This window comes from Streptomyces sp. NPDC006265, from assembly GCF_040613555.1.
GTDB lineage: Bacteria > Actinomycetota > Actinomycetes > Streptomycetales > Streptomycetaceae > Streptomyces.
This window is the reverse complement of record NZ_JBEXSH010000153.1, coordinates 1-13,470: the sequence shown is the minus strand read 5'-3', so window position 1 is coordinate 13,470 and position 13,470 is coordinate 1. Positions and strand designations below refer to the sequence as shown.

Genomic DNA, 13,470 nt, shown 5'->3' with positions numbered 1-13,470 from the left:
GACGGGTCGACGACCTCACCCCAGGTGGAGAAAAGGCGCACGTGCGCCCACTCGCGCACCGAGGCACCGGCCGTCCGGCCGGCTTCCAGGACCAGGGGCTCGATGCCCTGGTCGATCAGGTGGGCGGCGGCGGCCAGGCCGGTGGGTCCGGCCCCGATCACGACGACGGGCAGCTCGGTGGTGGCTGGCGCGTTCACGGCGACTCCTTGCGTGTTTCGACATCTGTCGATGGCTTGTGCGGCCCAGCATGGCACCTGTATTGATGAGCGTCAACATAGACATGCATCGAAACAGCTGGATCCTGCCGAGGGAGCACATCGACGTCGCCGTGATCGGCGGCGGACAGTCAGGCCTCACTACCGTCCATGACCTGCTGCATCGCGGGCTGCGACCAGCGATGCTGGAGGTGTCCGACCGTGCGGCGGGGTCGCGGCCGCGCCGGTACCGGCCCCGATCACCGGCCGCAGCGTGGTCATGGCCGGGGCCGGGAACTCTGCGGTGCAGATCACCGCCGAGCTCGCTGCAGCCACGCGCGTCACGACGGAGACCGGGAGGAGGCCGACGCGATCGTGCTCGCCACCGACTGCCGCCCCGACCTGCCTCACCTCGCTCCGGCTGATGCGCTTGGTTCCGGCGGCTCCGGTGAACAGCGGGCCCGGCCCCCGGTGCGCCGGGGCCGGCTTCCGGCGAGCCGGAGTGGCAGCACAGCCTGTCGTCGAGCTCGCCGCGCGACGTGGGCCGGGACGCCGATCGCGCGTCCCGCCGCCGGGCCGTCCACCTCGCACGCAGGTGGCACCCCTCCCCGCACTGGTTCGACATGTGTCAACATAGACGCATGCCGAACGCGAAGGTGCTGCCACTGCTCGAGCCCGCCGACGGCCAGGACGTGGCGCCGTGCTGCCCGCCGCTGACCGAACGCCCGATGACCGCCGCGGAGGCCGAGACCGCGGCTCGGATGTTCAAGGCGCTGGGCGACCCGGTGCGCCTGCGGCTGTTCTCCGCCGTGGCCTCGCACGAGGGCGGGGAGGCTTGCGTATGCGACATCTCCGACGTCGGCGTCTCCCAGCCCACCGTCTCCCACCACCTGAAGAAGCTCAAGGAGGCCGGTCTGCTCACCTCCGAGCGACGCGGCACCTGGGTCTACTACCGGGTCGAGCCGTCCGTGCTGGCGGCGATGGGCAAGCTGCTGGCCGTGCCGATCGCCGCCTGATCCGGTCGGCGCTCAGTCGTTCGGTCGGTACCAGCCGGGGCCCGTGGCAACCGCGGCGTGTGAACAGGGTGCCGCCCGGCCCCACCCGCTCCGTGTTGATGCCGGCCGGCGGTTCGGCGGCGTCTGCCGCGGCGAACTCGCGGTGCCGCACCGGCTCTTGGCCGAGCGGGCCTTGCCCGCCACCTTCCGCGTCGTGAGGGGCATAGCGCAGACTGCGGCTCCGCACTGATGGCAGATGCCCTGCACCACGCGTTCGTCTCCCGCCTCGTGACAGTCCGGGCAGTGCATCAACTCTCCCTCGGAGCTGCCGTCAGCTGCTGCTCGGCGGTGAACTTCCGCCGCCAGGCGAGCGCGACGTAGACCAGACCGATCAGCACCGGCACTTCGATGAGCGGTCCGACGACGCCGGACAGGGCCTGGCCTGAGGTGACGCCGAAGGTGGCGATGGCGACAGCGATGGCCAGCTCGAAGTTGTTGCCGGCCGCGGTGAACGCCAGGGTCGCGGTGCGGTCGTAGGCCAGGCCCAGGCCCTTGCCGAGCAGGAAGGTGCCGAAGAACATGACCGCGAAGTAGACCAGCAGCGGCAGCGCGATCCGGGCGACGTCCAGCGGCTGGGAGGTGATGGTCTTGCCCTGCAGGGCGAAGAGGACGACGATCGTGAACAGCAGCCCGTACAGCGCCCAAGGGCCGATCTTCGGCAGGAACTTCGCCTCGTAGTCGGTACGACCCAGCTTCTGCTCACCGATGCGGCGGGTCAGGAATCCGGCCAGCAGCGGGATACCGAGGAAGATGACGACGTTCAGCGCGATGTGCCAGACGGACACGTCCAGGCCCTGGCCGTCGCCGAGGCTCATCCAGCGGGGCAGCAGGTCGAGGTAGAACCAGCCCAGCAGCCCGAACGCGAGCACCTGGAAAACCGAGTTCAGCGCGACCAGGACGGCCGCGGCCTCGCGGTCCCCGCAGGCGAGGTCGTTCCAGATGATGACCATGGCGATACACCGGGCCAGGCCGACGATGATCAGACCGGTGCGGTACTCGGGCAGGTCCGGCAGGAAGATCCACGCCAGGGCGAACATCACCGCCGGTCCCACGATCCAGTTGATGACCAGTGAGGAGGCCATCAGCTTCTTGTCGCCGGTCACGCGGTCGATCCGGTCGTAGCGGACCTTGGCGAGGACCGGGTACATCATGACCAGCAGGCCGAGCGCGATCGGCAGGGAGACTCCGCCGATCTCGATCTTCGCAAGCGCGTCGTTCATGCCCGGGATGATCCTGCCCAGGCCCAGACCGACGGCCATGGCGACCAGGATCCACACCGCGAGGTAGCGGTCGAGGGTGGAGAGCTTCTTGACGATCGAGTCGCCCGCGTCCGGGTCGGCGCTGCGGTCGCGGGCGGTGGTGGGCTCGGTGGAGGTCACGGACAGGCCCTCTTGTTCTCGGCGGCGGTGCGGGCCAAGGCGGCGAGTTCGGCGAACTGCTCGGACAGACCGGCCAGGACCTCGGGCTTGAGCTTGTAGTAGGTGAAGCGGCCGCACGGCTCGGTCTCCACGATCCCGGCTTCGCGCAGCACCTTCATATGGTTGGACAGGTTGGTCTGCTTGGCTCCGGTCTCCTCGACCAGGTGCGTCGTGCAGAGCGTCTCGCGCGCCAGCAGGGTCACGATCTTCAGGCGGAGCGGATCGCCCAGCACCCGGATCACATCAGCGTCGACTGAAGTCAGCATGCGCTGATACTGTCACATCATCGCTCGCTGACACCAGCGGGGGCTGAAGTCACTGGCGGGCCGAGGTCCGCCATGAAACCAGAGAGAACGATCACCATGGCCGACAAGCCGTCCGTCCTGTTCGTCTGCGTCCACAACGCCGGCCGCTCCCAGATGGCCGCCGCGTGGCTGACCCACCTGGCCGGAGACCGCGTCGAGGTACGCTCCGCCGGCTCCGACCCGGGCGACCAGGTCAACCCGGCCGCCGTCCAGGCCATGGCCGAGGTCGGCATCGACATCTCCGCCGAGACGCCGAAGATCCTCACCATCGACGCGGTCCGCGAGTCGGACGTCTGCATCACCATGGGCTGCGGCGACACCTGCCCTGTCTTCCCCGGCAAGCGCTACCTCGACTGGAAACTCGACGACCCGGCCGGCCAGGGCGTCGAGGCCGTCCGCCCGATCCGCGACGAGATCAAGGCCCTCGTGGAGGGCCTGATCACCGAGATCGCCCCAACGAAGCCGGAGGCGACGGCGTGAGCGAGATACGCGACGTCATGATCACCGGCTCCGGCCCCGGCGGACACACCGCCCTCACTCAGCTCAGCCCCCTGCTGTTCGGCAGCAGCGTCATCGTCGGCGGATCACTGACCACCACGACCGGTTGCGGGACGTATGGCTCGGAGCGATTCCCACGCCGCGCGCAGCGGTGGTGGTTGACCGACCCCCGCCGGATGTCTCCAGGGGTGCGGAGCGGGTGAGCCGCACGGCTGGATGCGGTGCGTCAGCCGGCCTGCTCGGCAGCGGCGAGCAGGCCGAGCGCGTTGCGGATGCCCTGTTCGAGGAGGTCGTCGGCGAGTCGCTTGTCCGCCAGGGCGCGGGCGAGTTGCAGGGTTCCGACCATCATGGCGTAGACGCCGAGGGTCTTCGTGCGCACCGAGCGCGGGTCGGCGGGGGCCAGACGCTCGCAGATGCCGTCGACGACAGCCAGCACACCGTCGGTGTACGCCTGCCTGGTCGCGTCCGGGCAGCGGCCGATCTCGTCGAGGAGCGCGGCGGAAGGGCAGCCGTCGTCGGGGCTGTCGCGGTGCTGGGGCGACAGATACCACCGCACGATCTGCTCGAGTCCGGCGATGCCGGGGGCCGCCTGCCCGACGACGTTCGCGTACTGCGCGCGCAGCTGCTCGGCGACGGCTGTGGCGACCAGGTCGTCCTTGGACTCGAAGTGGGCGTAAAAGGCGCCGTTGGTGAGCCCGGCGTCCGCCATGAGCGTCGAGATGCCCGAGCCGTCGATGCCGTCCCGCTTGAACCGGCGACCGGCGGTCTCGATGATCCGCCGCCTCGTCACCTGCTTGTGTTCTTTGCTGTACCGCACCACGCCGGACTCCCTTGTTCGCCGGAAAGGTCACTCGCCCCTCCGCCGACCGCCCCCATCGTATGATATTGCGAACGTACTCCAATGGTGGGCCGACGACGCCCACTCGAACTCGATGTCCGCGACGCGAACCCGAGCGGGTGGGTGTGGCCCCCGTACGGCGGCGGTGAGCGGTAACCCCGCTCACGTCATGCTGATGACGACCTTGCCTGCTTTGGCCCTCCCTTGCTGGGCGTAATCCAGGGCCTCCCGGGTCGCCTCGAACGGGAAGACGTGGTCGATGACGGGTCGTATCCCGCCCGCGTCGACGAGCGTGGCGAGCTCGCGCAGCTGGTTCCCGTCGGCCCTCATGAAGAGGAACGAGTACGCCACGTTCCGACGTCGGGCCCGCTGTCGGGTTCGGAAGCTCAACGCGCTGATCACCAGGCGGATGACCGGATGCGCTCCCAGTTCCCGGGCGAACGCGGCGTCCGGAGAGCTTAGTCCGTGCCGCCCCATTCGGCCACCAGCACGGTGCACGTCACCGCGGCCGCCATCAGGGCGAAGCCGACGTAGGCGAAGGCGACCGCGGCGGTCCTGCGAGCGGCCTGGTCACTTCTCTCGCCAGTGACTTGCTAGCGTGGCGCAGTAATCGCCTACTGCGTCTGTATCGGTCCGGGGGGATCATGCGCCAAGTCGCCAGAGCATCGGTGCTCGCTGCAACCTGTCTGAGTCTTGCCGCCTGTTCTGATGGAGACGGCAAGAGTGATCCGCAGCCGAGCCCGCACACCGCGCTCAGGTTCGGGCAGACCGCCGAAACCGCCGGCGCCGGGGCGAAGGGCGTCGCGGAGATCACCCCGGAAACCGTCGTCTACGTCGACAAAGCCGGCGGCGACACCCCGGAGCACGGTCTCTTCGCCGTGGTTACGTTCAAAGCCGGAAATCGGGCCGAGGAGTCGGTGACGACCACTGCCGCCCAGGGCGCCTTCCGGTGGAAGACGCTTGACGGGAAGACCATCAAGGCCGGAAACAGCGAGGGGGCGGGAAACATCGCTCCCGTCGGCTTCAACGACGGCGGTGGCAAGCCGGCGGTGCGGGCCAACACCTACCAGGTCAACACCGTTGCGTTCGACATCACCAGCGTCGAGAAGGGTGGCGCCCTCGTCTACGTCGATGGCGACGGCGTCGCATTTCGTTGGAAGGTCCCTTCCAGGAATTCAGGGCCCGCTGCGAATGCGCTGAAGTCCACGTTGAAGTAGGCCGCTCCCGCCGAGGAGTCCTTGCGGAGGGCGCAGGGCTTGCCAAGGTGAGGAGGGCGTCGCGGCGGACAGAAGCGGCTGCACGCCGCCACGCTGACGCGGAAGTGTCGGCCCCCCACGGGACCCGGCGCCGGGTGCGGCGGGGCCGACCGCGCTGATTCCAACCCGGGAATCTTCCAGCTGCGGCGTCCTGGCAGGCAGAAGCCGCAGGCCCGTCCGGCGGTTGTCGGCTCAGCCGTTCAGGATGCCGCCGACCTTGGTGAGGGGGACCGTATCCGCGGCCCGCGGAACCGTCACGCGGACCGGCTCACCGATGTCCGCGAGGGTCATGGTCAGTGTCGCTCGCGTGCGGGACATGTTCACGCTCATGCGGGTCTGCACCAGCCGTCCCCGGCCGTCGACCCACGCGTCGGCGAAGACCGGGAGGTCGCTGCCCAGGGCGTCGCGGGCCTGGTTCATCCTCGTGCGCACGTCCGGGGCCATGCGCCGGGTGACGATCCGGTGGTCGAGGATGCCGCGGTAGTGCACGGCGCGCACCCCCTGGACGTTCTCCTCGCCCTCCCGGGAGATCTTGCGCATTGCGGCGATTTGCTGCAGGACGTGCTCGGGGTCGTTGAGCGGGGGCCGCAGCAGGTAGTGGGCCTCCGCTTTGTCCCGGGGCATCACCCCCCAGGCGTCCTCGCCGACTCCCTGGGCGCCGTTGATGTAGATCTTGCCGTTCGCGAAGACCTGGTCGCTGTGGTCGATGGCGCCGCCGGGAAGATCGACAGCAAGGTGGCCCTTGTCCGCCGCGAAGTCGAAGCCGCCGGTGACGGTGAGGCCGTACACCTCGCTCTCACCCTCCAGTTCGATCTCCTGACGAAACCCGGCACTGTCCTCGCGGAGAGCCGCCACGGCTGCTCGCACGGCAGAGCGGGAGTCGGAGGACGATTCTGACGGCGACGCGGCCGCGGGCTTGTCACCATTTCCGGCGTGCGCCGCGGAGCAGCCGACGCACAGCAGCGCAGCGGCAACGGCGAGGACAAGAGGACGAGGCATGGGATTCTCCGAGGTTTCTTGGGCGAGCACTCGGCCACTGCGGCACCGCATCGCCCCGAGATCTTACGGAGTCACGCACAGCAGTACGAATCAGAATGGGGCGCGTCAGATGCCCGGTCAGTACCGAGGGCGCGCTGACGCTCAAGGCTCCCCTCGGGAAGAGCGAGCCCGCGCTCCCGACGCGTCCGCGAATTGCCGCTCACGCGTCACCCGTCGATACGTTGCCGATATTCCCGCCCGAAGCGACTGAACGCTCACCGCTCGCGGTCACGGCAGAAATGGGAGGACCCGGCTGCCCAGGGCTGATGCGTTCTCAGTCGGCGAGATGAGCTGATCGCCTGCGTCATCTTCCCCGTTGGGTCGACGTGTTGAAGCGGATCGAACAGGGTTGGAAGCGTGCCGGTTTGGCGTACGTTCCGGGTGCCGGAGGATCGTCGGGCGGCGGGGATCGGTGCCAGTTCTGGCCGGGCGGGCGGACCTGGCTGTTCGGCCGGGATCTCTCCCGCGGCTTCGGTAAGCGTCTTCAGCGCACCAGGAGATCGATGGCGACCTCCAGTCGTTCGAGGTAGAAGTCCCGTGATGCGGCCTGGTGCTTTAGGCCGGTCGATGCGCTGATCATCGTCTGGGCGACTTGGCGGGCCGCCGCTTGTCCTGCCTCGACGGCGATCGCGTCTGTGATCAGTTGCTCGAAACGTTGCGGCATGGTCTCGACGATCTCCCCCAGGAGGCCGGGGTTGTCCTCGATGACCACCGCCACATCGCGTGTCAGCGGGCCGATGTAGCGGCCCGCCCACTGGTCGAACGCATCGAGGAGGCGCTGTGCAAGGGGTCGGCCGGTGTCGGCGAGGACGTGTTCGACCGCTGTGATGTCGCGCTCCAATGCCTGGGCGACGGCGGCGCGGAACAGGCTCTCCTTCGAGGAGAAGAGGAAGTAGAGCCCGGGCCGGGAGATGTCCGCCGCCCGCGCCACCTCCTCCAGCGAGGTCTTCCGGTAACCGAATCGCGCGAACGTGACCATGGCGGAGTCCAGAACCATGGTCCGACGGTCGGTGTCGGCGACTGTCGACGGCAGGTGACTGGCAGCGGGACTGTTCATGGGACCGAGCATACGAGCGAGAGTCGTACTATACAAATCAAGACTAGTAAGTATAGTCACCGCCATGACTACTCGCGAACCCATCTCCATGCCCTTCACCGCCTCCAGCACCGCGGACGAGGTACTGCGGGGCGTCGACCTCACCGGCGTCCGCGCGATCGTGACGGGAGCTTCCTCCGGAATCGGGATCGAGACGGCTCGCGCGTTGACCGCTGCCGGGGCGGAGGTGACGCTCGCCGTCCGGAACACGACGGCGGGGGACGCCGTCGCTGAGACGATCGAGAAGTCGACCGGAGGGATACGGCCCCGAGCCGTCCGGCTCGACCTTGCCGAAAGGACCACCGTCACGCGATTCGTTGACGCGTGGGACGGCCCGCTGCACCTGCTGATCAACAATGCGGGCGTGGTCACTGGTGGCCTCGAACGCACACGTGAGGGCTGGGAGCTGCAATTCGCGACGAACTATCTTGGCCACTTCGCCCTCGCCGCCGGCCTTCATGACGCCCTGGCCCTGGGAGCGGCCGACCGCGACGGAGCACGGATCGTCTCGGTCAGTTCGACGGCGCACATGCGTGCCGGCATCGACTTCGACGACCTCCACTTCGAGCGTCGCAGCTACGATCCCCAGATTGCCTACGCCCAGTCGAAGACGGCGAACTCTCTATTCGCCGTCGAGGCAAGTCGCCTCTGGGCGTCCGACGGCATCATTGCCAATGCGGTGAACCCCGGCGGTGTCGCGACGGGACTGCAGCGGAACTTCACAACGCAACAGAAGGAGTCGCTCGATGCGGCCGAAGCCGCCGGAGTCTTCACGTACAAAACGGTCGAGCAGGGGGCTGCCACCAGCATCGTTGCGGCCGTCGCCCCGGAGTTCGCGCACTCCGGAGGCCACTACCTCGACGATTCGCAAGAGGCCTACACCGTGACGAACGACGCCGACCTCGCGCAGCACCCGCACGGTGTCAAGGAATGGGCGCTCGATCCCGCCACCGCCAAGCGCCTCTGGACGGTCTCGACCGACCTGCTCCACGTCTGACCTCTCGACGCCACAGCAAGCGGTATCGCCGCCTTCTTGGTTGGTCACCGCATCGACCCACAAGGCCGGTAGCACATGGCCTGCGAAGATGGCCACGTCCGATGCGCAGAGCCAAAACCCGGTCGGTTCCTCTCCGAGAACCCGGTGCGGGGCCCGCCTTCGGCGCGACCGAGACGCTGCCAGCGCGGCTGAACACGCTGAACTTGACAGAGAAGTACGCGCAGGCGTGGTCGGATAACCCAGTGCGGCAACGAGAGAGGCGACCCCTGATGATCAAGGTTGTCGAAACCTTTGATCATGAACAGGGGTCGCGTTCGCGTGCCATCCTCCCTGATCGGTGTCCTGCAGCGCCACTGCGCGGACATCGACTCCGCCTGCCCGGAACTCGAACCAGAGCAGTTCACCTCTTTGGCCGAGGTGCTGGGGCAGATACCCGATCCGCGCCGTGTCCGGGGCCGCCGCTACCACCTGGGCTCCCTGCTCGCGCTGTGCCTGGTCGCCGTCCTCGGCGGAGCCACGTCCCTGGCCGCCAGCGCCCGCTTCGCTGCCGACACCGGCTCCGACCTGCGCGAACAACTCGGACTGACCTCCAGCACGCCGAACGCCTCCACGATGGGAAGGGTCCCTGGCCCGCCTGGACGGCGACGCGCTCGACGACGCCGTGGGTGCCTGGCTCGCCCGCTACGCCACCGATCCGGTCGACGAACCCGGCGACACGCTGGTCGGCCTGGCCGTCGACGGCAAAACCGTGCGCGGGTCCCGCACCGACGGCCAAGCCGTCCACCTGCTCGCCGCTGCGCTCCACTCATGCCAGACCGTAATCGCCCAGCGCCAGGTCGCCAGGAAGAGCAACGAAATCCCCGCCTTCGCCCCACTGCTGGACCGGATCGACCTGCGTGGCGTCGTCGTCACCGCCGATGCGATGCACACCCAGCGCGCCCACACCGAGCACGTCATCGCCGTCGGCGGTCACTACCTGCTGGTGGTCAAGGGGAACCAGAAGAAGCTGCGCAAGCAGCTGCGGCGCCTGCCCTGGCGTCAGATTCCGCTACAGGCCCGCACCACCGGGGCCGGGCACGGCCGCCGCGAGGTTCGCCGTCTGAAAGTCTGCACCGTCCGTCCCGGCCTGCTCCTCCCGCACGCTGTCCAGGCCATGGAGATCAAGCGCCGCCGCACCCACCGCAAGACCGGCAAGTTCGAGACGAAGACCGTCTACGCGGTCACCAGCCTGCCACCCGAGCAGGCCTGCCCGCCACAACTCGCCGAACTCGTCCAGAACCACTGGTCAGTTGAGGCCCTGCACCACATCCGAGACGTCACGTTCAGCGAGGATGCCTCGCGAGTACGCACCGGCACCGCGCCATGGCGACCCTGCGCAACCTCGCCATCGGACTCATGCGCCAAGCAGGCTGGACCAACATTGCCGCCGCAGTCGATCACTACAGGTCACAATCCCATCACGCTACCGCCATGCTCCGACTCACAGCCTGAGAACGCATCACCCCTGCCCGGCTGCCTGAACAAGGTGTAGGCGGTGAGTGCAAGACCGGCCAGCCCGGCCGTACCTCCTGCCACACTGGCCCAGGGGTCCACCCTGTCGACGTCCAGCACGCCGCCCACGACCAACCCGACAGCCCCCGCCATGCAGAGCCCGATCCCCGACCACATCAACACCCTCGACAGCCCCGTCGTGCGGCCAGCATCGCGCGGGCGGGCAGCGGCTCGCAGGCATTCACGGCGCCGGCTCTCGCAGCGTGAAGGGCAGCGGAACTGGCTGTTCGTGCCCGGCGGGCCGGGGCTGGGGGCCGAGTCCGTGGCGGGTCCGGCCCCGGGCGGTCGTTGTCCCGGGCACGAGGTGGCCGGTCGACCTGCCGGGAGATGGTTCCAACCGTGGTGTGCCGCAGGTGCGCGCCCGTCCGTACGGGCAGTGGCCGAGTGTCCTGGCCGAGGCGGCTCGGCTGTGGGACGACGTGGTCATGGTCGGCCATTCCACCGGCGGCATGTTCATGCTGTCCGCTCCCGAGTTGGAGGCCTTCCGGGCCGGCCCCCCGATGAACCATCACCGCCGCCGGCCCTGCGAAGTCCAATACGTGAGGCTGCTGCCCGCCCACCATGGGGCAGCAGCCCCGGCCGCCGGTGCGGTCGGCGCGTCGCCGTTTCAGGCGGTCGTGATGAACCGCTCCCACGCACGGTGGTCGGACATCAGCTCCTGCAACTGTTCCAGCACCGAGGTGCCGTTCTGCCCGACCACGACGCCCGGCGCGTCGACAGGGATCCCGACCGCTTCCAGCGCCGCGTCGCCGCCCGCCCAGGCGCCGATCGACTTGCCGTGGCGGAACGCCTCCGACAGCAAAAGGCTCACCCTCGGATCGACCGTCCGGGGCACACCTGCGGGCAGTGCCTTGGCGTCGCGGGAGCCGTAGGCGTCGCTGCCGGCGGCGGGTGCCCCGGCCACCAGCAGCGCGTCGAACTCGATGGACCGGGCGGTCACGAACGTCCGCTGGACGGTGACCGCGTCGTCGCCCTCGCCGAGCTTGCCGCCCGTGGGGGCGACGACCAGCGGCACCATTCCCGCGCCGAGCACTGCCTCGCGCACCGCGCGCACGCCGTCCAGGTCCCCGTCCGGGCCGGTGACGATGCCGACGAGCCGACCGTCGGTGGGCCAGGACTGCCCGACCTGGGACAGCGCCGGGCTCGGTTCGACCTCGGCGAGCGGCACGGACGGTTCGGGCGCCGGCAGCCCCAGGCCCTCGGCGACGCGCGCACACAGCTCGGCGTCGATGTTGGCAAGCACCTTCAGGCCCCGCTCCTTGATGGCCTGTTCGTAGCATTTGCCGAGCTCGAAGGTGTAGGCGGCGATGATGTGTTCCCGCTCCACCGCGCTCATGCTCAGCCAGAACCGGCGCGGCTGGCTGAAGTGGTCGGAGAACGACTCGGGAGCCTGACGGACCTTCGTCGCCTCCGGCACCCGTACCGGCGCCTCGATGTACGCCCCGGTGTCCGCCCCGGCCAGGAACGGGCAGCCGCCGTCGAGCGAGTTGGGCCGGTACGGTGCGACGCCCCGGTGCACGGCGTCCTGGTGGAAGCCGTCCCGCAGCATGTCGTTGACCGGCGAGTGCGGCCGGTTGATGGGGATCTGCGAGAAGTTCGGGCCGGCCAACCGGGTGATCTGGGTGTCCAGGTAGGAGAACAGCCGCCCGGCCAGCAGCGGGTCGTCGGTGATGTCGATGCCGGGCACGAGGTGACCGACGTGGAAGGCCACCTGCTCGGTCTCGGCGAAGTAGTTCGACGGGTTGCGGTTGAGCGTCAGCAGCCCGATCGGCTGGACGGGGGCGAGCTCCTCCGGGACGAGGTTGGTCGCATCGAGCAGGTCGATGCCCTCGAAGGTCTGCTCGGGGGTGTCGGGGAAGGTCTGGATGCCCAGCTCCCACTCCGGGTAGGCGCCCGCCTCGATGGCGTCGGCGAGGTCGCGGCGGTGGAAGTCGGGGTCGACGCCTCCTGCGATCTGCGCCTCCTCCCACACCAGGGAGTGCACACCGAGCTTCGGCTTCCAGTGGAACTTCACCAGCGTGGTGGAGCCGTCGGCGGCCACCAGGCGGAAGGTGTGGACGCCGAAGCCCTCCATCATCCGGTAGGAGCGCGGAATGCCCCGGTCGGACATGTTCCACAAGGTGTGGTGGGCGGCCTCGGTGTGCAGCGTGACGAAGTCCCAGAAGGTGTCATGGGCGCTCTGGGCCTGCGGGATCTCCCGGTCCGGGTGCGGCTTGCCGGCGTGGATGATGTCCGGGAACTTGATGGCGTCCTGGATGAAGAAGACCGGCATGTTGTTGCCGACCAGATCGAAGACGCCTTCTTCGGTGTAGAACTTGGTCGCGAACCCGCGGGTGTCCCGCACCGTGTCGGAGGACCCCCGGGAGCCCAGCACCGTGGAGAAGCGCACGAACACCGGGGTCTCCGCGCCCGCCGCCAGGAACGCCGCCTTCGACACGCCGGCCGCGGTGCCGTAGCTCTTGAAGACGCCGTGCGCCGCCGCGCCGCGGGCGTGCACGACCCGCTCCGGGATGCGCTCGTGGTCGAAGTGCATGACCTTCTCGCGCAGGTGGTGGTCCTGCAGCAGCACCGGTCCGCGCGGACCCGCCTTGAGCGAGTGGTCGGTGTCGTACAGCCGGGTGCCCTGAGCATCCGTGAGGTAGGCGCCCGACTGTGCCATGCGTGCCTGGGCCGCGCCGGTGGCCTGCCCCGTGGGTGACATCGTGTCCGGGCCGCTCTGGTCGGGCTTGGGCGGCAGGGGTTCGCGCGATTCCGTCGGCTCCGCGACACCGGGGGATTCCGGGGCCGGCTTACCCGGAATGCCTTCCTCCGGTCCCGCGCCGGTGCCCTGGATGGCTTCGGTGACCTTGTCCGCCGCCCGCTTGAGGGGATTGGGCTGGCTCATCGCTATCGTTCCTCCGCTTGACCGGCCACGTCCAGCGCGGCCATGTGCATGGGGGTGCCGTGAGATGCGGCGCCGGGTACCCGGCTGTTCCGTACTAATCACCGGTCGGGCTTGTCGGGCACGGTTACCGCCAAGGTTCCACGGGGCCGCGCCCTTCGCATGCGGCGCAAGCCAGGGGGGTGAGGGCAGCGTGCCGTGGGTGGGCCGGGCGGTTCGACGATCCGCCGGGCCCGGCGTGAACAGCGCCCGCTCGGCGATACGGGGCCGGGCGTGGGGACCGCCTCCCGGCACTCCCATCAACGAATCAGTTGCGCGTCTGAAGTGCCTCGCTCAGTACGCC

Annotated in this window: 14 protein-coding genes and 1 pseudogene; 7 read left to right on the top strand and 8 right to left on the bottom strand. The window is 69.0% G+C overall.

Going from position 1 to position 13,470, the window contains the following annotated elements:
- Positions 1 to 197: FAD-dependent oxidoreductase (locus ABZ281_RS15335; RefSeq protein ID WP_356655678.1), on the bottom strand; the 197-nt coding region annotated here is incomplete at its 3' end.
- A 638-nt stretch (positions 198 to 835) separates the two neighbouring features.
- On the opposite strand from ABZ281_RS15335, the gene ABZ281_RS15330 reads away from it, so the two are divergent.
- On the top strand, positions 836 to 1,210 hold the full coding sequence (locus tag ABZ281_RS15330; RefSeq protein WP_356655676.1) for a metalloregulator ArsR/SmtB family transcription factor: 375 nt from the start codon (positions 836 to 838) through the stop codon (positions 1,208 to 1,210).
- A gap of 287 nt (positions 1,211 to 1,497) precedes the next feature.
- Here the strand turns inward: ABZ281_RS15330 and arsB are convergent, their stop codons facing one another.
- On the bottom strand, positions 1,498 to 2,628 hold the full coding sequence (gene arsB / locus ABZ281_RS15325) for an ACR3 family arsenite efflux transporter (RefSeq protein ID WP_356655674.1): 1,131 nt from the start codon (positions 2,626 to 2,628) through the stop codon (positions 1,498 to 1,500).
- Positions 2,625 to 2,933 carry a metalloregulator ArsR/SmtB family transcription factor gene (locus ABZ281_RS15320; protein ID WP_356655672.1) on the bottom strand — a complete coding sequence of 103 codons (309 nt, stop codon included), beginning with the start codon at positions 2,931 to 2,933 and terminating at the stop codon, positions 2,625 to 2,627. The genes arsB and ABZ281_RS15320 overlap by 4 nt, the downstream gene beginning before the upstream one ends.
- Before the next feature lie 96 nt (positions 2,934 to 3,029).
- Here ABZ281_RS15320 and ABZ281_RS15315 point away from each other — a divergent pair, with 96 nt between their 5' ends.
- Complete coding sequence (locus ABZ281_RS15315; protein WP_356655686.1) at positions 3,030 to 3,452, top strand: arsenate reductase ArsC; 423 nt, start codon at positions 3,030 to 3,032, stop codon at positions 3,450 to 3,452.
- Entirely contained in the window at positions 3,449 to 3,673 is a 225-nt protein-coding gene (locus tag ABZ281_RS15310) for a hypothetical protein (protein WP_356655670.1), read from the top strand. Before ABZ281_RS15315 ends, ABZ281_RS15310 begins: the two co-directional genes overlap by 4 nt.
- A 23-nt stretch (positions 3,674 to 3,696) precedes the next feature.
- Here the strand turns inward: ABZ281_RS15310 and ABZ281_RS15305 are convergent, their stop codons facing one another.
- On the bottom strand, positions 3,697 to 4,290 hold the full coding sequence (locus tag ABZ281_RS15305) for a TetR/AcrR family transcriptional regulator (RefSeq protein WP_356655668.1): 594 nt from the start codon (positions 4,288 to 4,290) through the stop codon (positions 3,697 to 3,699).
- A 180-nt stretch (positions 4,291 to 4,470) separates the two neighbouring features.
- A complete protein-coding gene (locus ABZ281_RS15300; RefSeq protein ID WP_356655666.1) occupies positions 4,471 to 4,785 on the bottom strand; it encodes a zinc-binding dehydrogenase in 315 nt (104 codons plus the stop codon).
- Between the two features lie 167 nt (positions 4,786 to 4,952).
- Between ABZ281_RS15300 and ABZ281_RS15295 the strand changes: the two genes are divergently transcribed.
- Complete coding sequence (locus tag ABZ281_RS15295) at positions 4,953 to 5,525, top strand: hypothetical protein (RefSeq protein ID WP_356655664.1); 573 nt, start codon at positions 4,953 to 4,955, stop codon at positions 5,523 to 5,525.
- A 231-nt stretch (positions 5,526 to 5,756) separates the two neighbouring features.
- On the opposite strand, the gene ABZ281_RS15290 is transcribed toward ABZ281_RS15295, so the two are convergent.
- Together ABZ281_RS15290 and ABZ281_RS15285 are read right to left on the bottom strand one after the other, a co-directional pair.
- Positions 5,757 to 6,563: a hypothetical protein gene (locus ABZ281_RS15290; protein ID WP_356655662.1), complete on the bottom strand. Its 807-nt coding sequence runs from the start codon at positions 6,561 to 6,563 to the stop codon at positions 5,757 to 5,759.
- A 523-nt stretch (positions 6,564 to 7,086) separates the two neighbouring features.
- Positions 7,087 to 7,581: a TetR/AcrR family transcriptional regulator gene (locus tag ABZ281_RS15285; RefSeq protein WP_356655684.1), complete on the bottom strand. Its 495-nt coding sequence runs from the start codon at positions 7,579 to 7,581 to the stop codon at positions 7,087 to 7,089.
- A 142-nt stretch (positions 7,582 to 7,723) separates the two neighbouring features.
- Between ABZ281_RS15285 and ABZ281_RS15280 the strand changes: the two genes are divergently transcribed.
- From ABZ281_RS15280 to ABZ281_RS15270, 3 genes and pseudogenes are all read left to right on the top strand, one after another.
- Positions 7,724 to 8,695, top strand: a complete 972-nt coding sequence (locus ABZ281_RS15280) for an SDR family NAD(P)-dependent oxidoreductase (protein WP_356655682.1) — start codon at positions 7,724 to 7,726, stop codon at positions 8,693 to 8,695.
- A 297-nt stretch (positions 8,696 to 8,992) separates the two neighbouring features.
- Positions 8,993 to 9,307 (top strand): annotated as a pseudogene (locus ABZ281_RS15275) (transposase family protein); the annotation flags it as partial.
- A 13-nt stretch (positions 9,308 to 9,320) separates the two neighbouring features.
- Positions 9,321 to 10,226 (top strand): ISAs1 family transposase, encoded by a 906-nt coding sequence (locus tag ABZ281_RS15270; RefSeq protein ID WP_356655680.1) that lies wholly within the window; start codon positions 9,321 to 9,323, stop codon positions 10,224 to 10,226.
- A gap of 627 nt (positions 10,227 to 10,853) precedes the next feature.
- Here ABZ281_RS15270 and ABZ281_RS15265 read toward each other — a convergent pair.
- Positions 10,854 to 13,130 (bottom strand): catalase, encoded by a 2,277-nt coding sequence (locus ABZ281_RS15265; protein ID WP_356655660.1) that lies wholly within the window; start codon positions 13,128 to 13,130, stop codon positions 10,854 to 10,856.
- Positions 13,131 to 13,470: the final 340 nt, after the last annotated feature.